The 24,361-nt window shown below is 71.2% G+C and carries 21 protein-coding genes, 1 tRNA gene and 2 pseudogenes; 12 read left to right on the top strand and 12 right to left on the bottom strand.

Annotation, left to right across the window (positions count from 1 at the left end; genetic code table 11):
• The first annotated feature begins 35 nt into the window (after positions 1-35).
• On the top strand, positions 36-1,328 hold the full coding sequence (locus ACFT32_RS27555; RefSeq protein ID WP_382494369.1) for a M6 family metalloprotease domain-containing protein: 1,293 nt from the start codon (positions 36-38) through the stop codon (positions 1,326-1,328).
• Positions 1,329-1,388: 60 nt separating this feature from the next.
• On the opposite strand, the gene ACFT32_RS27550 is transcribed toward ACFT32_RS27555, so the two are convergent.
• From ACFT32_RS27550 to ACFT32_RS27520, 7 genes are all read right to left on the bottom strand, one after another.
• Positions 1,389-1,462 (bottom strand) — tRNA-Lys (locus ACFT32_RS27550).
• The gene (locus tag ACFT32_RS27545; protein ID WP_382494366.1) at positions 1,453-2,052 is read right to left on the bottom strand and encodes a bifunctional DNA primase/polymerase; all 600 of its coding nucleotides are present in this window, start codon (positions 2,050-2,052) and stop codon (positions 1,453-1,455) included. The genes ACFT32_RS27550 and ACFT32_RS27545 overlap by 10 nt, the downstream gene beginning before the upstream one ends.
• Positions 2,053-2,192: 140 nt before the next feature.
• On the bottom strand, positions 2,193-2,561 hold the full coding sequence (locus ACFT32_RS27540) for a hypothetical protein (RefSeq protein WP_382494363.1): 369 nt from the start codon (positions 2,559-2,561) through the stop codon (positions 2,193-2,195).
• Between the two features lie 157 nt (positions 2,562-2,718).
• Positions 2,719-4,080: an AAA family ATPase gene (locus ACFT32_RS27535; protein ID WP_382494361.1), complete on the bottom strand. Its 1,362-nt coding sequence runs from the start codon at positions 4,078-4,080 to the stop codon at positions 2,719-2,721.
• Between the two features lie 178 nt (positions 4,081-4,258).
• Positions 4,259-5,851, bottom strand: coding sequence for a hypothetical protein (locus ACFT32_RS27530; RefSeq protein ID WP_382494358.1), 1,593 nt, complete (start codon positions 5,849-5,851; stop codon positions 4,259-4,261).
• Positions 5,842-6,963, bottom strand: coding sequence for a hypothetical protein (locus ACFT32_RS27525; RefSeq protein ID WP_382494675.1), 1,122 nt, complete (start codon positions 6,961-6,963; stop codon positions 5,842-5,844). The genes ACFT32_RS27530 and ACFT32_RS27525 overlap by 10 nt, the downstream gene beginning before the upstream one ends.
• Positions 6,914-7,906, bottom strand: a complete 993-nt coding sequence (locus ACFT32_RS27520) for a phosphatase PAP2 family protein (protein ID WP_382494672.1) — start codon at positions 7,904-7,906, stop codon at positions 6,914-6,916. The genes ACFT32_RS27525 and ACFT32_RS27520 overlap by 50 nt, the downstream gene beginning before the upstream one ends.
• 189 nt (positions 7,907-8,095) lie before the next feature.
• Here ACFT32_RS27520 and ACFT32_RS27515 point away from each other — a divergent pair, with 189 nt between their 5' ends.
• Positions 8,096-8,692, top strand: coding sequence for a histidine phosphatase family protein (locus ACFT32_RS27515; protein WP_382494355.1), 597 nt, complete (start codon positions 8,096-8,098; stop codon positions 8,690-8,692).
• Here the strand turns inward: ACFT32_RS27515 and ACFT32_RS27510 are convergent.
• The gene (locus ACFT32_RS27510) at positions 8,689-10,140 is read right to left on the bottom strand and encodes a hypothetical protein (protein ID WP_382494352.1); all 1,452 of its coding nucleotides are present in this window, start codon (positions 10,138-10,140) and stop codon (positions 8,689-8,691) included. The two genes, ACFT32_RS27515 and ACFT32_RS27510, sit on opposite strands and share 4 nt — an antisense overlap.
• Before the next feature lie 297 nt (positions 10,141-10,437).
• Between ACFT32_RS27510 and ACFT32_RS27505 the strand changes: the two genes are divergently transcribed.
• Together ACFT32_RS27505 and ACFT32_RS27500 are read left to right on the top strand one after the other, a co-directional pair.
• Positions 10,438-10,788 (top strand): hypothetical protein, encoded by a 351-nt coding sequence (locus ACFT32_RS27505; protein ID WP_382494349.1) that lies wholly within the window; start codon positions 10,438-10,440, stop codon positions 10,786-10,788.
• Positions 10,789-10,878: 90 nt separating this feature from the next.
• Positions 10,879-11,748 carry a spermidine synthase gene (locus tag ACFT32_RS27500; RefSeq protein WP_382494347.1) on the top strand — a complete coding sequence of 290 codons (870 nt, stop codon included), beginning with the start codon at positions 10,879-10,881 and terminating at the stop codon, positions 11,746-11,748.
• Between the two features lie 61 nt (positions 11,749-11,809).
• On the opposite strand, the gene ACFT32_RS27495 is transcribed toward ACFT32_RS27500, so the two are convergent.
• Positions 11,810-12,331 carry a hypothetical protein gene (locus ACFT32_RS27495; RefSeq protein WP_382494344.1) on the bottom strand — a complete coding sequence of 174 codons (522 nt, stop codon included), beginning with the start codon at positions 12,329-12,331 and terminating at the stop codon, positions 11,810-11,812.
• A 99-nt stretch (positions 12,332-12,430) separates the two neighbouring features.
• Here ACFT32_RS27495 and ACFT32_RS27490 point away from each other — a divergent pair, with 99 nt between their 5' ends.
• From ACFT32_RS27490 to dnaK, 8 genes and pseudogenes are all read left to right on the top strand, one after another.
• Complete coding sequence (locus tag ACFT32_RS27490) at positions 12,431-13,135, top strand: response regulator transcription factor (RefSeq protein WP_382494342.1); 705 nt, start codon at positions 12,431-12,433, stop codon at positions 13,133-13,135.
• Positions 13,132-14,535: a sensor histidine kinase gene (locus ACFT32_RS27485; RefSeq protein ID WP_382494339.1), complete on the top strand. Its 1,404-nt coding sequence runs from the start codon at positions 13,132-13,134 to the stop codon at positions 14,533-14,535. Before ACFT32_RS27490 ends, ACFT32_RS27485 begins: the two co-directional genes overlap by 4 nt.
• Positions 14,536-14,720: 185 nt before the next feature.
• Positions 14,721-16,034: an ABC transporter substrate-binding protein gene (locus tag ACFT32_RS27480; RefSeq protein WP_382494337.1), complete on the top strand. Its 1,314-nt coding sequence runs from the start codon at positions 14,721-14,723 to the stop codon at positions 16,032-16,034.
• Positions 16,031-17,005 (top strand): carbohydrate ABC transporter permease, encoded by a 975-nt coding sequence (locus tag ACFT32_RS27475; protein ID WP_382494334.1) that lies wholly within the window; start codon positions 16,031-16,033, stop codon positions 17,003-17,005. The genes ACFT32_RS27480 and ACFT32_RS27475 overlap by 4 nt, the downstream gene beginning before the upstream one ends.
• A complete protein-coding gene (locus ACFT32_RS27470; protein WP_382494331.1) occupies positions 17,002-17,889 on the top strand; it encodes a carbohydrate ABC transporter permease in 888 nt (295 codons plus the stop codon). The genes ACFT32_RS27475 and ACFT32_RS27470 overlap by 4 nt, the downstream gene beginning before the upstream one ends.
• 76 nt (positions 17,890-17,965) lie before the next feature.
• Positions 17,966-18,376, top strand: coding sequence for a hypothetical protein (locus tag ACFT32_RS27465; RefSeq protein WP_382494328.1), 411 nt, complete (start codon positions 17,966-17,968; stop codon positions 18,374-18,376).
• Positions 18,363-18,992 (top strand): annotated as a pseudogene (locus tag ACFT32_RS27460) (caspase domain-containing protein); the annotation flags it as partial. The gene ACFT32_RS27465 and the pseudogene ACFT32_RS27460, both read left to right, overlap by 14 nt.
• 390 nt (positions 18,993-19,382) lie before the next feature.
• A pseudogene (gene dnaK / locus ACFT32_RS27455) lies at positions 19,383-20,786 on the top strand (molecular chaperone DnaK); the annotation flags it as partial.
• Positions 20,787-20,862: 76 nt separating this feature from the next.
• Here dnaK and ACFT32_RS27450 read toward each other — a convergent pair.
• From ACFT32_RS27450 to ACFT32_RS27440, 3 genes are all read right to left on the bottom strand, one after another.
• A complete protein-coding gene (locus ACFT32_RS27450) occupies positions 20,863-22,302 on the bottom strand; it encodes a GH1 family beta-glucosidase (protein ID WP_382494327.1) in 1,440 nt (479 codons plus the stop codon).
• A 114-nt stretch (positions 22,303-22,416) separates the two neighbouring features.
• Complete coding sequence (locus tag ACFT32_RS27445) at positions 22,417-23,334, bottom strand: carbohydrate ABC transporter permease (protein ID WP_382494324.1); 918 nt, start codon at positions 23,332-23,334, stop codon at positions 22,417-22,419.
• 12 nt (positions 23,335-23,346) lie between these two features.
• Complete coding sequence (locus ACFT32_RS27440) at positions 23,347-24,360, bottom strand: carbohydrate ABC transporter permease (protein WP_382494321.1); 1,014 nt, start codon at positions 24,358-24,360, stop codon at positions 23,347-23,349.
• Position 24,361: the final 1 nt, after the last annotated feature.

Below are 24,361 nucleotides of genomic sequence, written 5' to 3'. Positions count from 1 at the left end.
GGCGCAGTACTACAAATCGCCACAGGCTGGGTGCGGTGTCCCGCGAACCGTACCCGGAGGTATCCGTGCCGCGTCAGTTCTCGCGCGCCCGACTGCGCAGTACCGCGGCCGTGTTCACCACCATGTCGGCGCTCGCCGCGACCTCCCTCGGCACCGGCCACTCGGCCGCCGGGCCCGGTTCGGCCGAGCCCTGCGCCCTGACCCGCACCGACGCCCACCACTCGGAGGGCCTGGACACCTGGAACGCCGCCTATCCGCGCCCCGCCCGGTCGCTGGACGCGGTCATGGTCTTCCTGTCCTTCCCGGACGCCCGTCCGCTGGCCACGCCGCAGGAACTGACCGCCGACCACTTCCCGGACACCACCCGATTCTTCGAACAGGCTTCCTATGGCCGGTTCACCCTGCGCCCGCACCCGCTCGGGCACTGGATCCAGATGCCGCGCCCGTCCACGGCGTACGCCATACAGCGCGACTGGAGCGCCGAGCACCGGGCCGCGTACCTCCGGGACGCGCTCTCCGCGGCCGACCCGGAGGTGGACTTCTCGCGCTACGACGTCGTGTACTTCGTCGCCGACCCGGACGCGCCCGGCGTGGACTCCGACGCGACCAAGGTCGTCAACCTCACCAGCCCGATGCGGGCCGACGGCACCGACCTGCGCCGGGTCGTTACGGTGTTCGAGCAGCATCCGCCGGACCGGCTCGTCCTCGCCCACGAGACCGGGCATGTCTTCGATCTGCCCGACCTCTACCACCGGCCCGCCGACGGCAAGGGCGACTGGGACACCCATGTCGGCGACTGGGACCTGATGGGCAGCCAGTTCGGACTCGCCCCCGACCTGTTCGGCTGGCACAAATGGAAGCTGGGCTGGCTCAATCCGCGGCAGGTGCGGTGTGTCCAGGATGCCGGGCCCGCCCGGCTGACCCTGGAACCGCTGGCGGCGGCGCCCGGGGTGCCGGTCTCGGGTGCCGCGGGGGCACCGGCCTTCGGTCTGGGGCGGGGCACCAAGCTCGCGGTGGTGCGGACGGGCCCCGACAGCGTGCTCGCCCTCGAGGCGCGGGGGCCGGTCGGCAACGACGTGGCCGCGTGCCGGCAGGGGGTGCTGGTGTACCGGGTGCGGGGCGAGGCGCAGTCCGGGGGCGGTCCCATCGAGGTGATCGACGCCCATCCGCGGACCGAGGCGTGCTGGGAGGACTCGGTGTACCCGCCCCTCGCGGACGCGCCGATCGCCCTCGGGGAGAGCTTCACGGTGCCGGGGGAGGGGGTGCGGGTGGAGGTGGAGGGACGTACGGCCTCGGGGGCGTGGACGGTGAAGATCACGGTCCGCTGAGGGCGGTTGCGGACATGCGAAAGACCCCCTCGCTCTTGCGAAGGGGTCTTTCACCGTCTGTGCGCCGCCAGGGACTCGAACCCCGGACCCGCTGATTAAGAGTCAGCTGCTCTAACCAACTGAGCTAGCGGCGCCTGCTGACGTCGTAGACCTTAGCACCCTGGTCGGCGGGAGGAAAAATCGAAATCCGCACCGCCGAACGGGCCGCCCGCACGGCCGCCCACAGCAGTACTTCGGGGCCCGGGAGCCAGGGCTGACGGGTGTCCGGGGCGACGAGCCAGCGGGAGCCGGAGCGGGTGGGGGCGGTGGCCTCCGCCGGTGCGGGGATGGTCACGGCGTCGCCCGTGCCGTGGCACAGCAGCGGCGGCACGGCGCCCGTGCGGCCGGTCTCCCCGCCGTCGCGGCCGTGCGTGCCCCACTCCTCCCACTCCAGCAGCGCCGGCAGCCGCTGTGCCGTGCCCGGGGCGGCGAACAGCAGCATGCGGCCGCGGAACTCCGCGACCGGGCCCGAGCCGGGGCCGTGGTCCCAGAGCCGGTCGAGCATCCGCCGCCCGAACATCGAGGGCGCGCTGACCACGTCGAAGACCGCCCCGCAGGGCAGCACGACCGGCGCGGCCGGCCGCTCCTCCCAGAGGGCGAGAGTGCTTCGCGGATACGTTCCTGCCGAAGCGAGCCAGGCGGCTCCGTCCGGGGTGACATGGGAGGCGTTCCATCCGCTGCTCATGACATCTACATCTACCGGCCGTGAGCACGCGGTTCCCGAGGGTTGCGGGAAACCGGGACAGGAGGGGGTGGGAGGGAGTATCTTGCCCGCCTGGCATATGCCACGTAGATCGGGAAGGGGCGGATTTCCGCCCTCCGCTGTCACACCGGGTCGACAGGACCCCGGCCCTCGACAGCGCCTCGCATCAGGTCCCGGCCGAATTCGACCATCTTCTTGGCGTAGTCCTCGGTCCACTCGGCCCGCTCCGCGATGTCCGCGGTCGTCAGCCGGTCGAACCGCCGGGGATCGGCGAGCTGCGCAGCCGCGATCGCCTGGAACTCCAGGGCCCGGTCCGCCGCGGCCCGGAACGCCAGCGTCAACTCCGTCGAGCGGGCCAGCAGGGCCCGTGGATCGTCGATCGACTCCAGGTCGAAGAAGTGCTCAGGGTCGGAGGCCGCCTCCGCGGGCTCGAAAAGCAGGGGCGCGGGGCGTAGCCGCGGTTCGTTCCGACGCGGCGTGGGCTCCGCCATGTCTTCTCCTCCTCGTACGTCGCGCACGGCCCTCCCGGTGGAGCGGGCCACCGTCCATTGTCTCGCGGGCGCGCAAGTGGGCATCGCGGGAGTGGGTACGGCTGCCACACCACCCGGCGTTCGCCGGGGCCGCCGGAACCCACGATGTTCGGCCACGTCACGAACGCCACACCACGCGGTGCTCTGCCAGATGCGCCAGCACGGCGTGATTCGCCTCCCACCCATCAGGAAACTTCACCACCGTCCCCAGCTGCACCGGCTCCGTCGACGGATAGTCGTCCAGCAGGTCGCTCACTCCCGCCCGGCACACCACGATGCACGCGTGCCGGTGCCGGGAGGCCAGGACGCAGAGGCGGCCTGTCTCCAGGTGGAAGGCCGTGGCGTCGGGGCGGCCGGAGAGGGGGTGCAGGACCACCGTGACGTCGTACTCGCGGCCCTGCAGCCGGTTCGCCGTGTCCACGACCACGTCGGTGACGCCGAGGTCGGCCAGGGCGGCACGTACCGCCGCCGCCTGGTCCCGGTGCGCCGTGCCGACGGCGACGCGGTCGGCGGTGAGGGGCGCCGGGTCCGGTGAGCGCTCCGACGTCGCCGCGCCGCCCCGGTCCAGCAGGCGCCGTACGACCGTCGCCACCGCCCGTACCGCCTCCGGGTCCGTGCGCGGGGTGTGCCGCGCGGGCAGCTCCAGCAGGCCCCAGCCCGACAGGGCCGCCTCGTCGATCACCCGGTCCGGGCCCGAGCCGTCGGAGGGGACGGCGAAGGACAGGGCGCGGTCGCCCGGCCCGGTGCCGCTGCGGAACGGCGTGTACGGGTAGAACGCGTCCGAGACCAGGGGAGCCGCCGAGGCCGGGAGCCGCCAGGAGACCGGCAGGCGGTGCTGGGGCAGCTCCGGGTTGTGCGCGAGCAGGGTCGTCACCGCCGAGGCCGACGGGTCGTAGGCGAGGCCCGCCCACTGCTCGCTCCCCACGATCGCGAACGGGTCCAGCTGCCCCGGGTCGCCCACGAACAGCGCCCGCTCGAACAGCCCGGCCACCGCGAGCAGCGCGTCCGAGCGCATCTGGTACGCCTCGTCGACGATCGCGTGCCGCCACGGTTCGTCGACCTTGACGTGAGCCCACTTCGCCGCCGTGGAGAGAACCACTGCCAGTCCGGTCAGGTCGCCCGCCTTCGCCGACTTGCGGACGTTCGGCAGATCGTCGAGCGCCTTGTCGTACGGATCGGCGTCACTGCTGTGCAGCCGGCCCACCGGCAGCTCGGGGTTCTTCTCGGCGAGCCTCAGGACGAGATCGTCGACCTGGGCGTTGGTCTGCGCGACGACCATCAAGGAGTGGCCGGCCTCGGCGAGTTCCAGGGCCGCGCGGACGACCAGCGTGGACTTGCCGGCACCGGGCGGGGAATCGACGACCACACCGCGCGCGGTGCCGTGCAGCGTGTCGTGGAGGATCGCGTCGGTGGCCTTGGCGGCTTCGGCGCCGGGGTTGAAGGCGGTCTCCTGAGTCATCACCGGCAGTGCCGCTCGCATGACAGATGGTAGTACCGCGGTGTGCTGAGCGAGAACCAAGCCAGCACAGCAACCTCCAATCTCTGGGGAAACCGGGCTGGTTCCAACCCGGCTGGTGCTGATCGCGGAAGACTCGATCGCTCGCTGAGCAATCGAGCGGCGTGAGCCAGGAATCCCGCTCGTTCGCGAGAGGGAGGGTTCAAAGCACATCCTCCTCGGTCACCGGGTCGGCCGACTCCAGCGCCGGTTCGCCGGGCGGCCCGCCGTGCGTCCACGGCGTCTCCTCCGGGTCGGGCAGCTTCGCGCCGCCCCGCTGCTCGTGCTCGAAGAGCGTGAAACAGACCCGGTCGCCCTTCTCCGGCACCGACCCCCGCTCGGGCTCCTTGGCGCGGCCCATCTTGTCGAGGACCCGCAGCACGACGTACGCGCCGTCCTCCTCGTCCCCGACGAACTCCGCCGACTGCGGCTTCCCGCCCAGCGACCGGTACACCTTCGTCCGCTCCCCGAGATGCGGCCGGTCGTCCGTACGGACCGTGACCAGGGGGCGCGGGCTGGGCCGCTTGCCCTCGCTGTACGTCATCACGACATCGGTGACCTCGCCCGCGAAGGCCTCCCCGGACAGCCGACGTCCGGCCATCACCAAGGGGTCGTCGAGGGCCTCCTGCGCCTCCAGCCGGGCCTGTTCGCGCTCGCGCGTGGCCAGCTTGTTGGCCGCGGTGACCGCGTCGTCGCGGCGCGGCTGCGGGGGTTCGCCCGCCAGGACCCGGTCGCGGTGGCCGGTGAAGGACCAGCGGTCGCGCGTCCACCGCTCCTCGGCATGCGCCCCCGCGGGCAGCTCCCGCAGCAGGTCCAGGCCCCGCCAGATCGTGTCCCAGGTGGGCCGGGTGCGGCTTAGCACCAGGTCGCGGATCTCCCGCTCGGCGGCGGTCAGCGAGCCGAGCCGGCCGTCGGCCTGCAGACCGTCCTCGGCGACGGCGTGGGCGGTGCGGGCCCGGTCGTAGCGCTCGATGGCCGGGGCGAGCAGCTTGTTGTCGAACGCCGGGTCGGTGGCCGGACCCGCCGGGGGACATGTCAGCTGGCCCCGCTCGTCCCGCTCCAGCTCGGCCCGCAGCGCCGCCTCCGCACCGGACAGGCCCTCCGGCGGGTCGATCCAGGCGAGCAGCGCCCCCAGGTGCTGGTCCTCCAGGGTGGACTGCCCGGTCGCCCAGTGCCGGCCCAGGACATCGGTCATCGCCAGCAGCAGCGAGGAGCCGGGCACCCGGGCCCGCTCCCCGAAGTGAGTCAGCCACCGCCCGAGCAACGGCACCCGGGGCGGCGCCGGATACGGGGCGTCCGGATCCTGTTCCGCCGTACGCCGGAAGCGCGTGGAGCGGCCGAGCAGCCGCACCAGGTCGATGCCCGCGCGGCTCGGCACGATCAGCTGCGGGGCGTCCGCGCACAGGTCGACCTCGACCTTGACGCGCTTGCCGGTCTCCGGGTCGGTCTCGGTGCGCTCGGCGGCCTCCACGGCCTCGGCGTACGCGTCGATGTACGGCAGTACCACGTCGGCCAGTTCGGCCAGGAACGCGAACCTGAGGTCGCGGTCGCGGGGCTGGGGGACGACCAGGAGGCGCGGCGCGTCCCGGTCGGTGCCGACCAAGGCGCCGAGCGGGGCGCCCGCCTCACCGGCGGTGATGAGCGGCACGAACACCAGCGGGCGATCGCCGAGATGCCGGTGCCGGACGGTGGCGGCGGGCTGGGCGCGGCCCGTGCTGACGGCCTCGAGGCGGGCCAGGGTGGAGATCAGCGACACGCCGCCTCCAGGGCCTCCGCACGCAGGGCCGCAGCACGCCGCAGCGCCGCCACCGCCGGGTCGCCGGGATCCCCGGCCTCCCCGCGGGCCGCCGCGAGGACGTCCTCGACGGTCTCGAGGCCGCCCAGTTCCGCCCGCGCCGGGCGGCCGAGCGTCGTCACCGCACCCGCCTTGCGGGACCGGCCCCGGCAGTGGAAGGCCAGCTCGCACGCGGACAGGCACTCGGGCGCGTACGTCGCCGGGACCGACTCCACGGCGGCCGTCAGCTCGTCGGCGGGCAGCTCGGGGGAGAAGCACGTCCCCTCGGCAAGCTCGTCGGCGATGTCCTCGATACGGGTCAGCCGGGTCAACTGGCGGGCCGTCACCGCCCGCTGCTTGCGGATGTCGACGGCCGAAGCGGCAGGCAGGTTCGAGAAGTCCCGGGGGCAGACGAGCAGGATCCGGTGCCGCACGCGCGGGGACGGATCCAGCTGCGCGGCGACCTCCTCCAGCGCCAGCACGTACACCGCCGCCTGCCGGGCCGCGGCCCCGACCTTCGACGGGTCCGCCGAACCGTCCAGCAGCGGGAACGACTTGATCTCGACGACCGTCCAGCTGCCGTCCGGGTGCACCACGACCGCGTCCGGCTCCAGGAACGCCGGGGAGCCCGCGACGTCCAGCGCGAGCATCGGGTGGTCGAGCAGTGTCCACGCGCCCGGGTGCGCGGTGGCCTCGCGCAGCTCCAGCGCCGTACGCGCCGTACGCCCCTGGGGGCCGGTCGCGGTGAGGTCGGGCACGCGGGCCTCGGCGGGCGGCTCGGCCGCCCGGTCCAGCTTCTCGTGCACCAGCCGCAGCAGCTCCGCGCCGCCGTCGGCCTTGACCCGCGCCTCGAACGCGTTGCCCCGAGTGAGCGCGAACTGGGACTGCCCGAAGACCGACGGCGCACCCAGCGCGCTCGCCAGCTCCGCCTTGTTCACCCCGGCACCGTCGAGGATCGCGCGCCGCGCACAACCGGGGTTGGCGGCCAGCGCCGCCAGAGCGCGCGCGTCCAGTGCCTTCGCGGGTACGTCGGGCCCGCGCAGCTCAGCGAGCCGCTGCCGGAGCGCCGTCCCCCGCGTCCTGGGGAGAGGCACTCGGCTCGGCTCCCGCTCCGAACCGCGCATCGCGCTGCCGTGGAATTCGCTCACCCGCGGAAGTCTGGCATCCGGCACTGACATTCGAGGAACCCGCGACGGAAGAGGCTGCTGAAGATGCCGCGGAAGTGGCTGCGGAAGAGGTGTCCGCCGCGACCGGCGCGAACCGCGGCACGAACCGTGCCCTGGCCCGGTCCGCCGTGCGCATCACCAGCGGCGCCAGCAGCAGTCCGACGCCCATGACGGCCGCGCCCGCGACCGCGTCGAGGAAGTAGTGGTTGGCGGTGCCCATGACCACGATCGTGGTGATCAGCGGGTAGGCGACAGCGGCCGCCTTCGCCGTGCGCGTACCGCCGTAGCGCCACAGCATCACTCCGCACCACAGGGCCCAGCCCACGTGCAGACTCGGCATGGCCGCGTACTGGTTGGTCATGCCCCCCAGGCCCCGCGGGGCGCTCGCCTCGCCGCCCCACCAGCCGTACGAGCTGTACTGGGCCATGGTGTCCACGAAGCCGTGGCTCGCGGAGAGCAGCCGGGGCGGGCAGGTCGGCAGCAGGGTGAAGCCGATCAGGCCGACGAACGTCGACGTCCACAGCCAGGTGCGGGCGGCGCGGTAACGCACGGTCCGGGAGCGGAAGAGCCATATGAGGATCGCCGGCGTGACCAGGTAGTGCAGCGACGCGTACCAGAAGTCCGCCGGTATGCCTATCCACGCCTCGTTCGTGAAGAGGCGGTTGAGCGGGTGCTCGGCGTTGAGGAACAGCGCCTTCTCTATTCGCAGGATCGCCAGACCGTTGTCGACCGCCCCGGACACGTCGCCCCGCACGAGGAGCCGGCCCGCCGAGTAGCACGCGTACACCAGCAGGATGAGCGGCAGCTCCGTCCACCAGCGCAGCCGGGGCGCATGGGCCGCCTCGGTGCCCGGTGTCTCGGTGTGCGGCATCCGATCGCCCTCCCCCTTCGTCGTCACGGCTCCCCGCCGGCCGGTCGTGCCACTTTACGGTGCGTGTGCGCACCCTGGGGGCGCCCTCCGGACCTCAAAGACGCAGAGATCGCCCCCCGGGTTGCCCGCGACCAGCGTGCGCGATGATGGAGGAGTTCCGCTCGCGTTTTTCTCCCGGAAAGGTCCTCCATGGCTCCGCGCATCCTGCTGGCCCGGCACGGACAGACCGAGTGGTCCCTGTCCGGCAAGCACACCGGCAGGACCGATGTACCCCTCCTGGAGGAGGGCAGGCGTGGCGCCAAGCTGCTCGGCGAGCGTCTGCACCGGGCCCCGTACGACGGCCTGCCCGGCGTCGAGGTGCGCACCAGCCCGCTGGCACGCGCGCGTGAGACATGTGAACTGGCCGGTTTCGGCGACCGCGCGCGTGCGTGGGACGCGTTGCTGGAGGTCGACTACGGGGCCTACGAGGGCATGACCCCGGCGGACATCCATGCCGTCCGGCCCGGCTGGCTGATCTGGCGCGACGGCGTCCCCGAGGGCGAGACCCTTGCCGAGGTGACGGCCCGGGCGGACGAGGTGGTCTCCTGGGCACGCTCCGAGGACCGTGACGTCCTGGTCTTCGCCCACGGGCACATCCTGCGCACCCTCGGGGCGCGATGGCTGGGCCTGCCGATCGACTTCGCGGCACGGATACGGCTGAACCCGACGTCCTTGTCGGTCCTGGGGTGGGCGTACGGCGAGCCGGCGATCGAGAGCTGGAACGACACCGGGCATCTGGGGGGCTAGGTGATCCTCGGCGTCGACGCATGCCGCTCCAGGAACGCCGACACCCCCGAAGCCCGGCGATGCGGCAACAGCACGCGTGCCGTGGCCGCCAGCATCGTCTGGATCCGGGACGACTGGACCTCCTCCAGCAGATCCAGCACCCGCATCCCCGCCACCGCGGCCTCGTCCGGCCGTCCGCCCCGCGCGAGGTCGTCCGCCAGCTCCGCCGTGTACAGCGCGATGTTCCTGGTGAAGTGCGGATCCTGAAGGTCCGCCGCCCGTCGCGCGTGCCGTGCCGCCCGGCGCCAGTCGCCCAGCGCGGACCAGCACTGCGCCTCCAGTCCTTCCAGTTCGGCCTCTCCGTAGAAGCTCATCCACTCGGGGTCGGCCTCCGAGGTGCCGCGGTCGAAGAGGGTCTGCGCCCGGGCCAGTGCCTGCTCGCAGCCGACGCGGTCGGCGAGTCCCGCCCAGCCGCCCGCCTCGCGCAGCGCGAGCAGCGACATCAGCCGGGCCGAGGCCACGGGCCGGGCGACGCGCTGCGCGGCCTGGGCCGCCCGGACCGCCTCGCGCGGCCGGCCCGCGTCGCGCGCGAGGAACGCCGTATTGCAGAAGGCGTGCGCCTCCAGGCCGGGATCGCCGGTCATCCGGGCGGTCGCCAGTGCCTCCGCGTAGTGGGAGCGGGCGTCGTCGAAGCGTCCCGAGTCGTGGGCCAGCCAGCCCACGGAGATGGCCAGTTCACCGGCGCCGTAGTAGAGCCGGTCCGCGGTGGTCTGCCGGGTCGCGCCGGCGTCCAGCAGGGCGTAGGCGGCACGCAGCGGGGCGGCCGCGCGGCGGTAGAGGCCGTCGGCCCCGTGCCGGTCGTCCAGCAGCCGGATGCGGCGGACCGCTTCCTCCAGGGCACCCGCGTCACTCGCCCCGGCGCGGCGCCCGGGGCGCTGTGCCGCCGAGGCGTCGAGGGCGAGGCCGACGGGTCCCAGCGAGGCGGCGGCCACTGTGGCGCCCCCGCTGGTCATGAATGCGCGACGTAGCACGTCGCTCTCCTCGTAGGTGTCGTGCGGGTGGTACGGGTCGTACGGGTTCTGCGTTTCATACGGCTCGCACGCCCCGCTGGTCTCACTCGTGGCGTCCGCCGGGTTCGAGGTGCACGTCAGGGGCGCGTCCTCGGTGTCGCGCGCCCGGCGTCCGCGTACGGACGATCGGGGCGCGAACCCCAGGTCGGTGAGCGTGCGGCCTGGGAACATATGCAGGAACACCCGTTCGTACGCGTAGTTGGGGCAGCGGATCTCACCCGCCTCGACGCGGCCGATGTACCGCGCGTCACAGCTGACCTGCTCGCCGATCTCGAGCGCGGCCCGGCGGATCACCGCGGCGAACTCGGCCGGCGAGCGCTGTCCGCGCAGCTGCCGGAAGGCGAGGTTCGGCCGTGGTGGCCGATCGGGTCGGGACGAGGTCACTGTTGACGACGCCATGGCCGGGTCCTCTCGTGCGAACCGTCGAACCATGCCGGAAATGGGGAGACTTGTACGAGTTGTCCGTAAGGCCATGCCCTGTGTCCGGCGAGCAAGAACGTACCTGCTGTGCCGGAGTCGTCACGCTGGGTTTGGCTACAAACCGGATATCTCATACGTGATCTGCCATGAACTGCCATCCTTTGCGGCTGACTTCCGCCGTAGCCGTTGACGGGCGGCCGCGTTGAACCCCGCGGACCGGGAGGCCCCCGACTTCCGACCGCTCGTCCAAGCAGGGGTTCCGTGGTGGAGGCCGGGATGGAGATCAGCTGCGATGTCGTGACGGTGCCGGCCCGGCAGGGGCTGGAGGCGGTCGACATCCTCCGGCGCGGCACCGCGGAAGCGGTCGGACCCGTCCTGCACGATGACGGGGGCGGCACGCTGGGTTTCCTGGTGCCGCCGGGGACGGCCGAGGCCTGGGACATGCCGGGGAGCACCTGCACCGGAACCGACGGGCGCGGCACGACCCTGGCCCCCGAGCCGCCGGTGGAGGGCTCGGACTGGCTGCTGCCGCCCGGGGAGGCGGACCTCGCGACGGACCCCGCGGTGCTGCGCGAGGCCCTGGGGGAGGCGGCCCGGACGATCAAGGCGGCGGACAGCTGCCGCTGAGGCGCGCGGCGGACAGCTGCCGCTCAGGCGCCGGAGCCGCCGCCCGGGAGCGTATGCCCTGCCTACCGACCGGACCCCGATAATGACCCCATGGGAAAGTCGAGGAGCGGCCGGCGCAGACAGGCCGACGCGGAGGCCGTCGTCGAGAGCGTCGACGGCGGGCTCGCCGAGCTGATCCCCGACCGCGAGCGGGCCCGCGCCTGGACCCTGGTGATCGACGGAGCCCCGCAGTCGCACGTCGACCTGGACGATCCCGCGTATCTGTCCTTCGAGTACCAGCGCCGGCTCGGGCACGTCGTCGACCTCGCCGCCCCGCCTGGCCGGCCCGTGCACGCCGTGCACCTCGGCGGCGGCGCGTTCACCCTCGCCCGCTATGTCGCCGCCACCCGGCCCCGCTCCACCCAGCAGGTCGTCGAACGGGACGCCGCCCTCGTGCAACTGGTCCGCCGCGAGCTGCCGTTGGATTCGAACGCCCGGATCCGGGTGCGGTCCGTCGACGCCCGCGAGGGCCTCGCCAAGGTGCCGGACGGCTGGGCCGACCTCGTCGTCACCGACGTGTTCAGCGGGGCCCGGACACCGGCCCACCTGACCTCGACCGAGTTTCTCGACGATGTGCGCAGGGCCCTCAAGCCCGGCGGTGTCTACGCCGCGAACCTCGCCGACGGGCCGCCGCTGGCCCACCTGCGCGGCCAGATCGCCACCGCCGCCGCCCGTTTCGAGCAGCTCGCGCTGGTCGCCGACCCGACGGTGCTGCGCGGCAAGCGCTTCGGGAACGCCGTCCTGGTCGCCTCCGACCACCCGCTGCCCGTAGCCGAACTGACCCGCCGCGCCGCCACCGACCCGCATCCCGGCCGGGTCGAACACGGCAGGTCGCTCACCGACTTCACCGGCGGGGCCGTGCCCGTGACGGACCTCGCGGCGGTGGCGTCACCGGCGCCGCCCGCGTCGGTGTTCAGATGACCCCGTACGGCAGTTGACCGGTACGGCACTCCGCATTTCTCTCAGTACTTCCCGACTTCTCTCAGTAGTTCCCGATCTCCACACGCGGCGGTCCGTCGTGCCAGGTGCAGAACACCGACACCCGGTCCGCGCCCGAGGAGAACTCCACGCGGATCCACGACTCCGTCTTCCACACCTGCATCGACCAGCCCGCCCCGGGGGTCGCCGAGACCAGGGAGGCGGAGGTCCGCCCGAGGTCGAAGACGACCCGCCCGCCGTCGGTGTCGTAGCTCTTGACCTCTCCGGGTGCGGAGGCGGAGGCGGGAGCCCTGGGGGAGGGGCTGGACGGCTCGGTGGGGGCCGGACTCGGCTTCTTCGGGGCGGGCCGTGCGCTCGGGGTGCGCTGCGGCGGACTCGGCACCCGCGTCGGTGTGGCCGACGGCTCCGGCTTCTGCCCGGTCCCGTCGGCGGCCTTGATGGGCAGGGCTCGCGGAGGGTCATAGGCCGTGCCCGCCATCACCGTGTGGACACCCCACCACGACAGCGTGACCGCCGCGCCCGTGGCGAGCAGCCAGGCCAGTACGTGTACGAGTCCTCTGCGCATCGCGGGCCATACTGCCCCACGCATCCCACGAGTTGTCCACAAGCGAGAGTTGTCCACAGGCCCGTACCCGGCTGTTCGAGATGGCGTACGGTGCGGCGCATGGCACGTGTACTCGTGGTCGAGGACGACCAGTTCGTACGCTCGGCGCTCATCCGGCACCTGACCGACGCCTCGCACACCGTGCGCAGCGTGGGTACGGCGCTGGAGGCGCTGCGCGAGGTCGCCCATGTCCGCTTCGACGTGGTGATCCTGGACCTCGGACTGCCCGACCTCGACGGGTCCGAGGCCCTGAAGATGCTGCGTGGCATCACGGACGTGCCGGTGATCGTCGCCACGGCCCGGGACGACGAGACGGAGATCGTCCGGCTGCTGAACGCGGGAGCGGACGACTATCTGACCAAGCCCTTCTCGGTCGAGCACCTGTCGGCCCGCATGGCGGCCGTGCTGCGCCGCGCCCGCTCCGGAGCCGGAGAGGGGGAGCCGTCCCCGGTGATCCGGGTCGGCGGTCTGACCGTCGACCCGCTGCGGCGCCAGGCCGAGCTCGACGGCGCCCGGCTCGACCTCACCCGCCGCGAGTTCGACCTGCTCGCCTTCCTGGCCCGCAGGCCCGGCGTCGTCGTCCCCCGCAAGGAGCTGCTCGCCGAGGTGTGGCAGCAGTCCTACGGCGACGACCAGACCATCGACGTCCATCTGTCCTGGCTGCGCAGGAAACTGGGTGAGACGGCCGCGAACCCGCGCTATCTGCACACCCTGAGGGGCGTCGGTGTGAAGCTCGAACCGCCGGGGGCGGAGGTGCCGCGATGAGGTGGGCCCTGGTCAAGGTGTCGCTGGCGGTGACCACCATGGTCGTGCTCGCCTTCGCGGTGCCCCTTGGGCTCGTCATCCGGGAGATGGCCCGGGACCGCGCTTTCTCCAACGCCGAGCGGGAGGCCGCGGCCGTCGCCCCCGCCCTGTCCATCACCACCGACCGCGATCAGCTCGAACGGGTCGTCGCCTCCGCCGGCTCCGACGCCGGGATGGCCGTGCACCTGCCGGCGGGCGACGGCCAGGACGCCATCGAGCTCGGGCGGCAGCGCGCCGCCGACCAGGACATAGCGGCCGTGCGGAAGCTGGGCCGCGCCTCCTCCACCGGTGTCGCCGGCGGCTCGACGCTGCTCCAGCCGGTCGCGCTGAGCACCGGCGAGATCGCGGTCGTCGAGGTGTACGTACCGGAGTCCGAGGTCACCAACGGCCTGGGCACGGCCTGGGCGGTGCTCGCCGCGGTCGGTGTCGCGCTGATCCTCGGCTCGGTCGCGGTCGCCGACCGGCTGGGCGTGCGGATGGTCCGGCCCGCGAAACGCCTGGTCGAGGGGGCGCATGAACTGGGGGAGGGCAAGCTGGGCGCCCGGGTGCCCGAGGAGGGCCCGACCGAACTGCGGCTCGCGGCGGTCGCGTTCAACTCCATGGCCGACCAGGTCGTCCAACTGCTGGCGAACGAACGGGAGCTGGCGGCCGACCTGTCCCACCGGCTGCGTACGCCCCTGACCGTGCTGCGGCTGAACACCGCCTCGCTCGGCGAGGGACCGGCGGCCGACCAGACCCGGACCGCGGTCGAGCAGCTGGAGCGCGAGGTCGACACCATCATCCGCACGGCCCGGGAGGCCAAACCGCAGACGGCTGCGGCCGGTCCGGGTGCCGGATGCGACGCGGCCGAGGTGGTCCGGGAGCGGATGGCGTTCTGGTCGGCGCTGGCGGAGGACGAGGGCCGCAAGTGGCGGGTGGCCGGGGCCGAGCGGCCGGTGCGCATACCTGTGGCCCGCGCCGACCTGGCCGCCGCGCTCGACGCGCTGCTCGGCAACGTCTTCCGGCACACCCCGGAGGGCACCGCCTTCGCGGTCGACCTGCACAACGGCGAGGACGCGGTGATCGTCCTCGTGTCCGACGCGGGCCCCGGCATATCCGACCCGGCGGCCGCGATGGCCCGGGGCCGCGGCTCCGGGAGCGACGGCTCGACCGGGCTCGGCCTGGACATCGTGCGCCGGCTCGCCGAGACGACCGGCGGTGACGTACGGATCGGCTCCTCCGTGCTCGGCGGGACCGAGGTGCGGATCTGGATCCAGCTGGACGGGAGGGCACCGGTCAGCGGGGGACATCGCGGGGCGGTGCGACGCCGGCGGCCCGGCAGGCTGGCCGCCGCCTATCAGCGCTCCCGGTCTTCTCACTGACCCTGCCGGAACGCCCGGCGCACGGGTCGGTCACGTTTCGACAAATGAACTCGACGGCTCTTGACGCATGACCGGACATACGGCTGTTATTGCGCCACCGTGTTCGGTCAAGTTGATTTCTGGTCGATTACGACCGGGTTTCACGCCACACCCTCGTGGCCGAACCCTGCCCTCAGGAGCCGTTCATGCACGACCTCACCCCCTCCGGACTCGCTCTCCCCGCTCCCAGCCGCCGCACCCTGCTGCGCGGCGTCGGCGGCGCCGCCCTGCTCGGCGCCGGCATACCCCTGCTGAGCGCCTGCGGCGGCAGCGGCACGGCCGCCGACCCGAAGACGGTCAGCCTCGGGTCGAACTCCTCGGACGCGGTGCCGAAGAAGGCGTTCGCCGAGATCTACGCCGCCTTCACGAAGAAGTCCGGCATCAAGGTCGATGTGAACACCAAGGACCACAACACGTTCCAGGAGCAGATCAACTCCTATCTGCAGGGCGCGCCGGACGACGTGTTCACCTGGTTCGCGGGCTACCGGATGCAGTTCTTCGCGTCGAAGAAGCTCGCCGCCCCGATCGACGACGTGTGGCAGAAGATCGGCGGGGACTTCCCCGAGGCGATGAAGAAGCTCAGCAAGGGCGAGGACGGCAAGTACTACTTCGTGCCGCTGTACACCTACCCGTGGGCGGTCTTCTACCGCAAGAGCGTCTTCGCCCAGCACGGCTACGAGGTCCCCACCACCTGGGACGACTTCGTCGCCCTGTGCAAGCGGATGCAGAAGGACGGACTCGTCCCGATGGCCTTCGGCGACAAGGACGCCTGGCCCGCGATGGGCACCTTCGACCAGATCAACTTCCGCACCAACGGCTACGACTTCCATGTCGAGCTGATGGCGGGCAAGGCCTCCTGGACCGACGCCAAGGTGCGCAAGGTCTTCGACCACTGGACGGAGATCCTGCCCTTCCACCAGGACGGCGCGGTGGGCCGCACCTGGCAGGACGCGGCACAGACGCTGGTGGCGAAGAAGGCGGGCATGTATCTGCTGGGCACCTTCGTCGGCCAGCAGTTCACCGACAAGGCCGACCTGGACGACCTGGACTTCTTCGCCTTCCCGGAGATCGACCCGGCCTTCGGGCAGGACACGGTCGAGGCGCCCACCGACGGCTTCATGCTCTCCAAGGCGCCGAAGAACAAGGCGGGCGCGGTCAAGCTGCTGGAGTACCTCGGCACCCCTGAGGCCGAGCAGATCTACCTCAAGGCCGACTCCAGCGTGGTGGCCGCCTCGGCGAAGGCCGACACCTCCTCCTACACCGCGCTGCAGAAGAAGTCCTTCGAGATGATCTCGGGCGCGAAGAGCCTGACGCAGTTCATGGACCGCGACTCCCGCCCGGACTTCACGTCCACGGTGATGCAGCCCGCGCTGCAGAACTTCGTCCGCAACCCCAAGAACGTCGACAGCATCCTCTCGTCGATCGAGCGCCAGAAGAAGACGATCTTCGCCTCCGCATGAGCACCGACACGACCATCGAGAACCCGGAGGCGGCCGCCGAGCCGTCTCCGGGGGCCGCTCCGCGCAAGAGCCCGACGGGCCACCGTCGCCTCCTCACCCGCCGCGACCGGATCACGCTCGGTCTGATGGCGGGCCTGCCGACGATCCTGCACATCGCCCTGGTGTGGCTGACGGCGCTCGCCTCCATCGCGCTGGCCTTCACCAGCTGGAACGGCATCGGGTTCGACTCCATCCAGTGGGTCGGACTGCAGAACTTCAGGGAACTGTTCACCAACAACCCGCAGTTCTGGCCGGCCCTCGAGCACAACGTCGTCTGGTTCGTGGTGCTCATCCTGCTGCCCACGCCTTTCGGGCTGTTCCTCGCCGTGCAGCTGGACAAGAGGATCCGCTTCAGCCGCGTCTACCAGACCGCGTTCTTCCTGCCGGTGGTGATGTCGCTGGCGGTCATCGGGTTCGTCTGGCAGCTGGTCTACAACCCCGACACGGGCCTGATCAACAGCGTCATCGGCGCCAACAAGCCCGGCCATTACATCGACTGGATCGGCGACCCCGACCTCAACCTGTGGGCCGTACTGATCGCCGCGTCCTGGCGGCACGCCGGCTACATGATGATCCTGTACCTGGCCGGCCTGAAGGGCGTCGACCCCGCCCTGCGCGAGGCCTCCGCCCTGGACGGCGCCAACGAGTGGCAGACGTTCAAGAACGTCGTCTTCCCCACCCTTCGGCCCACCAACACCGTCGTCCTGGTCGTCACCATCATCGAGGCGCTGCGCGCCTTCGACCTGGTCTTCGTCTTCAACAAGGGCGCCCAGGGCACCGAACTGCTGTCGATCCTCGTGACCAACAACATCATCGGCGAGTCCAGCCGCATCGGATACGGCTCCGCCATCGCCGTCGTCCTGCTGGTGATCTCGCTCGCGGTGATCATTCCGTATCTGATCGCCACCTTCCGGAAGGAGCGGCGCGCATGAGCACCGTCGCAGGCGCTCCGAAGCAGCGCACCCCGATCCGCCCCGCACGGATCCTGCTGCACACCTTCCTCGTCGTCACGGCGCTCGCCTGGCTCGCCCCGCTGCTGTGGGCGGTCCTCGCGGCCCTGCGCCCATACGCGGAGACCAGCGAGAAGGGCTATGTCTCCTGGCCCGACAAGCTGACCCTCGACAACTTCACCGACGCGTTCACGCAGTCCGACATGACGCACTACTTCGTGAACACCCTGATCATCGCCGTCCCGGCGGTGCTGCTGACGCTGCTGCTGTCGTCGATGGTCGCCTTCTACGTCAGCCGCTTCGACTTCCGGGTCAATCTGTCGCTGCTGCTGCTCTTCACGGCGGGCAATCTGCTGCCCCAGCAGGTCATCATCACCCCGCTGTACCGGCTGTACCTGCTGATCGACCTGCCCGGCATCACGATGAGCGGCAAGCTGTACGACTCAGCGCTCGGCCTGGTGCTGATCCATGTGGCGTTCCAGTCCGGCTTCTGCGCGTTCGTGCTCAGCAACTACATGCGCTCGCTGCCGCACGAGCTGACCGAGGCCGCCCTGGTCGACGGCGCCTCCGTCTGGCGGCTGTACTGGCAGATCGTGCTGCCCCTGTGCAAGCCCGCGATGGCCGCCCTCGCGACCCTGCTCTCCATCTGGATCTACAACGACTTCTTCTGGGCCATCGTGCTCATCTCCACCGGCGAGAACATGCCGATCACCTCGGCGCTGAACAACCTCTCCGGCCAGTACTTCACCGACCCCAACCTGGTCGCCGCCGGCGCCCTGCTCACCGCGATCCCGACCCTGATCGTCTACTTCGTGCTCCAGCGCCAGTTCGTCAGCGGCCTGACCCTGGGGGCCAACAAGGGCTGACCATTCCCCTGACGGGCCGGACTCTTTCCAACTCTCCGTGCGTCACTGGGTGATCCTCTCGTAGGGTGCCGAGACAGTGACTCTTCGTACGGGGGCAACAGTGGAGTACCGGCTGCTGATCGACGACGCCGGCCCGGGGGCGGCGGCGACACAACTCGGAGAACTGGCCGACTGGCTCCGCCACGAGCGGGAACTGCGCGGCCGGGTGCGCACGGAGCACGGCGAGATCGCCGGTGGCGAGATGGGCGGGCTGCCCGAAGCCGTGGTCGTCGCCGTGGCCGCGGGCGGCGCCGTGAGCGTGCTGGCCCGCGCGGCCGTCGAGTGGGTCAAGCACCGCACGCGGGACGTGACCCTGAAGGTGGTCGAACCCGGCGGGGAAAGCCTCGAGATCAGTGTCCGGCGCGCGACCTCACAGGACACGCTGGTCACCGAACTCCTCGACTTCCTGGAACGGCGGCAGAGCACGGACTCCGATGAGACGGCCTGACCGCGCCACCTCCCGTGTCGTGCTCATCGGCACGGCCGCGTACTCGGCCGACGGCTCACTGCCCGACCTTCCCGCGGTGCTGAACAACCTCACGGACCTGGGGAGCGAGCTGAGCGAACCCGCCCACGGCTGGTTCGACCCGGGGATCTGCGAGGTCGTCCGAGACCCGGGCACGGCCGAGTACCTGGCCGACCGGCTCAACCTGCGTGCCCGGCAGGCGGAGGACCTGCTGCTCATCTACTACGCCGGTCACGGACTGCTCGACAGCCGCGGGAACCTCCACCTGGGACTCACCACAACGAAGCGGAACCTGCTCCGCTACACGGCCATGCCGTACGACGGGGTGCGGGAAGCCGTTGCGGACAGCCCGGCCCGCAATCGAGTCGTCATTCTCGACTGCTGTTTCTCGGGACGCGCCATCGACGTCATGGCACCCGACGACGTCGTGAGGGAACAGACCCAGATCACCGGTACGTTCACCCTCACCGCGACCGCGAGCGGCGTGACCGCCCTGGCCCCGAGCGGTGAGCGCAACACCGCCTTCACCGGCGAACTGCTGAGGCTGCTGCGGGAGGGAGACCCCAGAGCCCCCGAGCAGTTGACGCTGGACCACGTCTACCGGTCCCTCTTCCGCGGGCTCAAGAGCCGCGGTCTGCCCGAGCCGCGGCGGCAGGGCACGGACACCGTCGAGGACCTGGTGCTGGCCCACAACCGGGGCTACCGCCCGCCATCCGCCGACAGCCCCCGGGACGGCGCATACCAGGGCACGGCCGGCGGCGGCCGACTGGTCGTCGAGGACGCCGAACAGCTCGGCCACGGTGGCGACGCGGCGTCGGCCGTCCGCCGGTACACGGAGATCACCCAACTGCTCCTCCCGCTGTACGGCGCGGACTCCCCGAACGTGCGCAGCGCACAGGCCAGCCGTGACTTCTGGAGACAGCGGGTCACCTGGACCACTCCACCTCCGTGGCGGCTCTTGTCCCCTGCCGCCGTGACCCCCGTCTGTATCTGCGTCGACTACGGGGCCGGCAACTCGGTCGTCAGCGTGCTGCAGGACGGCGAGCCCATCGTCCTCGTCAACGCCGAAGGGGCGAAGAGCACCCCGTCCGTCGTCGCCTTCGCCAAGAACGGTGAGGTGCTCGTCGGCGAGGAGGCCAGACGCCAGGCCGTCGTCAACGCCGAGCGGACGATCCACTCCGTGAAGCGTCACCTGGGCACCGACTGGACGTTCCAGCTGGACGGAAAGACATTCCGCCCGGAGCAGATCGCCGCCTTCACCCTGCACAAGCTGAAGCGGGACGCCGAGGCCCGCCTGCGGTGCGAGATCTCCGAGGCCGTCATCACCGTCCCGGCCCACTTCCACCAGGCCCAGAGGGAGGCGACCAGGAAGGCCGGGGAGCTCGCCGGCCTGAACGTCCTGCGTATCGTCAGTGAGCCCACCGCGGCCGCACTCGCCGCCTACGGCCGCCGCAGGAACGACCGGACCGTCCTCGTCTTCGACCTGGGCGCGGGCACCCTCGGCGTGTCCCTGCTGGAGGTCGGCGACGGTGTCGTCGAGGTGAAGGCCGCGAGCGGTGACATCGCGCTCGGGGGTGACGACTGGGACCAGCGCATCGTCGGCCACCTGGTGCAGCGGTTCCGGGCCGACCACGGGGTCGACCTGCGCATGGACAGGATGGCTCTGCATCGCGTGCGTGAGGCCGCCGAGAGAGCCAAGATCGACTTGTCCTTCTCGGCCGAGACCTTTGTCAGCCTGCCGTACGTCGCCTCGTCCGCGAAAGGAACGCTGCATCTGGAGGAGAAGCTCACCCGGGTCCGGTTCCAGGAGCTGACGGCCGATCTGCTGAAGCGCTGCGAAACCCCGTTCCACACCGTGCTCCGGGACTCCGGCACCGGCCTGGCCGACATCGACCGGGTGATGCTCGTCGGAGGTTCCACCCGGATGCCCGCGGTCGCCGAACTCGTCAGGGAACTGACCGGAGGCAAGGAGACCGGCAGAGGCATCAACGCGGACGAGGTGGTGTCCATGGGCGCCGCCCTGCAGGCCGGTCTCCTCAAGGAGCAGATCGAGAAGGTCCTGATCCTCGAGGTGACGCCGTTCTCCCTCGGGGTCGAGACCAAGGGCGGCGTCATGACCAAACTGATCGAGCGCAACACCACCATCCCGACGAAGCGCTCCGAGATCTTCACGACAGCCGAGGACGGCCAGCCGTCCCTCCAGATCCGGCTCTACCAGGGGGAGCATGAGCTGGTGGCACACAACACGCTGCTCGGGACGTTCGAGCTGTGCGACCTGCCGCCGGCGCCGCGGGGCGTCCCGCAGATCGAGGTCACGTTCCATGCCGACGCCGACAATCTGATTCGGGTGTCGGCGAAGGACCTGAACACGGGCAAGGAGCACCCCTTCACCTCCTCCCCCTGAGCGCCCGGGGCGCGGCACCCCCCGTCGGGTGCCGCGCCCCTTCCCCGCTCCCCCAGGGGGTGGCCTACGCGGCCGGCTCCAGTGGCGGCAGCGCCCCGGTGCGTGCCGCCTGTCCGTACCACAGGGCGCTGGACTTCGGCGTCCGCTGGAGCGTCGCGTAGTCCACGTACACCGCGCCGAAGCGCTTGCCGTAGCCGTACGCCCACTCGAAGTTGTCCAGCAGGGACCACAGGAAGTAGCCGCGGACGTCCGCGCCGTCGGTGATCGCGCGGCGGACCGCGGACAGATGGCCGTGGAGATAGGAGACCCGCTCCGGGTCGTGCACCCGCCCGTCCGAGTCGATCTTGTCGTCGTAGGCCGCGCCGTTCTCCGTGATGTACAGCGGCAGGCCCGGCGCCTCCCGGGTGTAGCGCATGATCAGCTCGTGCAGACCCGTCGGGTCGATCGTCCAGCCCATCTCCGTGCGGTCACCGGGCGTCTGGTGGAAGGCGACGTCGCCCGCGGCCGGCCAAGGCGAGTGGTCGCTCGCCCCGTGGCCGTCGGCACGCGGCGCCCGCGCCGCCGCGTCCGCCGCCGAGACCAGCGCGGGCGTGTAGTAGTTGAGGCCCAGCGCGTCCAGCGGCTGGTTGATCAGCGTCAGGTCGCCGTCCAGGACGTAGTCCCAGTCGGTGAGTTCCGCCGTCGCCACGTACAGCGACTCCGGGTAGGCGCCGTGCAGGACCGGGCCGTGGAAGACCCCGTTGGCCAGGTCGTCGATCTTCTTGGCCGCCGCCAGGTCCGCCGGGCTCTGCGAAAGCGGCCGTACGGTCGCGGAGTTGAGGGCGATCGCGACCTGGTTGCGGGCCGGCATCACCGACCGCAGCGCCGACGCGGCCAGCCCGTGCGCCAGGTTCAGATGGTGCGCGGCACGCAGCGAGGCCGCCGGATCCGTACGGCCCGGCGCGTGCACCCCGGACGCGTAGCCCAGGAACGCGCTGCACCACGGCTCGTTGAGCGTCATCCACTGCTCGACGCGGTCGCCCAGCGCCTCACCGACGATCTGCGCGTACTCCGCGAAGCGGTACGCCGTGTCGCGCTCCGGCCAGCCGCCCGCGTCCTCCAGATCCTGCGGCAGATCCCAGTGGTAGAGCGTGACGGCCGGCTTGATGCCCTTGGACAGCAGCTCGTCGACCAGCCGGCGGTAGAAGTCCAGGCCCTTCTGGACGGCCGGGCCCCGGCCGGTCGGCTGCACCCGCGACCACGAGACGGAGAAGCGGTAGGCGCCCAGGCCCAGGTCCGCCATCATCGCCACGTCCTCGCGGTAGCGGTGGTAGTGGTCGACAGCGATGTCACCGTGGTCGCCGCCGACGGTCTTGCCCGGCGTATGGCTGAAGGTGTCCCAGATCGACGGCGTACGGCCGTCCTCCCGCACCGCACCCTCGATCTGGTACGCGGAGGTGGCCGCGCCCCAGACGAAGGCGGGAGGGAAGGTCACCGCGGTGGCCGGGTTCTCGGAGTCAGGCATGGAAGCGCTCCCATTGGGGGTCGTGGAGAGGCGACGGGTGGAGGGGGAAAAGGGAGTTCACGAGCAGGGGCCGGAGCGGCACCGGTCCGGCCCCCTGGAGAACGGGCGAGGGCGTCAGCCCTTCACGGCGCCCTGCATGATGCCGCCCACGATCTGCTTGCCGAAGATCGCGAAGACCAGCAGCAGCGGCAGCGTGCCCAGCAGCGCGCCGGCCATGATCAGGGACTGGTCGGGGGTGTACCCGCGGCCCAGGCCCGCGACCGCGACCTGCACGGTCGGGTTGCCCATCTGGGTCAGCACCAGGAACGGCCACATGAAGTCGTTCCAGGTCTGCACGAACGTCAGCATGCCGAGCACGGCCATCGCCGGCCGCGCCGCCGGGAACACCACGTGCCACACCACGCGCCAGCTGCTCGCCCCGTCGACCCGGGCGGCCTCTATGATCTCGTCCGGCAGCGCCTGGAGCAGGTACTGCCGCATGAAGAACACACCGAACGCGCTCACCAGCGACGGGAAGATCACCGCCTGCAACTGGTCCGTCCAGTCGAGCTTGGCGACCATCATGTACAGCGGGATCACGCTCAGCTGCGGCGGCACCATCATCGTGCCGATCACGATCAGCATCAGCGCGCCACGGCCCCGGAACCGCAGCTTGGCGAAGGCGAAACCGGCGATCGTCGACAGGAAGACGATCGTGGCCGCCGAAACACCCGCCACGATCGTGGTGTTGAGGAACGCCTCACCGAGATTGGCGTCCTTCCAGGCGATCTCCAGCTTGTCGAACAGACCGGAGCCGAACCAGAACGGCGGCGGCGTCTCGGCGAGCCGCTGGTTGTCACGCGAGGCGGCGATCGCCGTCCACACCAGCGGGAACAACGAGACGATCGTGAACACGATGAGGATCGCGTAGGCGATCGGACCGCCGTGCAGCTGCCCGCCGGCCCGGGCCGACTTCGGCAGGCGCGGGCGCTTGGAATCCTTCACGGGCACACCGGGCGGCGGCGCGTCGGGGGGCGTCACAGTCGTCGTCACGGCCACCACTCCTTAACTACTGGCGCGCAGCCGGCGCGAGATGACGTAGTTGACGATGCCGATGACGATCAGGATCAGGAACATCGTCCAGGCGATCGCCGAGGCACGGCCCAGATGCTGGGCCACCCAGCCCTGCTCGTACAGATACAGGCCGAGCGTCTGGAACTGGTGCTCCGCGCCGCCGGACGTGCCCTTGTTGGCGTCGAACAGCAGCGGCTCGCCGAACACCTGGCTCGCTCCGATCGTCGACACGACACAGGTGAACAGGATCGTCGGACGCAGCGCCGGCAGGGTCACATGGATGAACTGCTGCCAGCGGTTGGCCCCGTCCAGGGCCGCCGACTCGTACAGATCATGGGGGATCGCCTGCATCGCGGCCAGGTAGATCAGCGCGTTGTAGCCGGTCCAGCGCCAGATGATGATCGTCGAGACGGCGATCTGCGAGGGCCACTTGTCGTTCTGCCAGTCGAGCGGGTCGATGCCGGCGAAGTCCAGCGCCCAGTTGATCATTCCGTAGTCGCGGCCGAAGAGCAGCACGAACACCAGCGAGGCGGCGGCGATCGATGTCGCGTACGGCGCGAGCATCGCGACCCGGAAGAAGGTCGAGGCCCGCAGCTTGTAGTTGAGGATGTGGGCGATGCCCATCGCCATCAGCAGCTGCGGGACGGTGGAGATGATGCCGATGGTCAGGGTGTTCTTCGCCGCGTTCCAGAAGAAGTCGTCGTCGAAGATCCGGGTGTAGTTGCGCAGCCCGACCCAGTTCATGTCGGTCGGCGCGGTCAGCTCCACCTGGTGCAGCGAGGCCCAGCCCGTGTAGATCAGCGGGAACAGGCCGAACGCGATGAACAGTAGGAAGAACGGGGACACGAAGGCGTACGGGCTCCAGCGGATGTCCCGCTGCCAGCGGCGGGACAGCCGGTCCCGGCGCCGCCGCTCCTTCTCCGCCCCCGAGGCGTCCCCGGGCGGGCGGCCCGGGGCCGCGCCCCCCTCCACGGGGGGCGCGGCGGTGTCATGACGGGTGGCCATA

The organism is Streptomyces sp. NPDC057002 (assembly GCF_042673825.1).
Lineage (GTDB): Bacteria > Actinomycetota > Actinomycetes > Streptomycetales > Streptomycetaceae > Streptomyces.
Note: the sequence above shows the minus strand (reverse complement) of the source record. Positions and strands in the feature narration are given on the sequence as shown.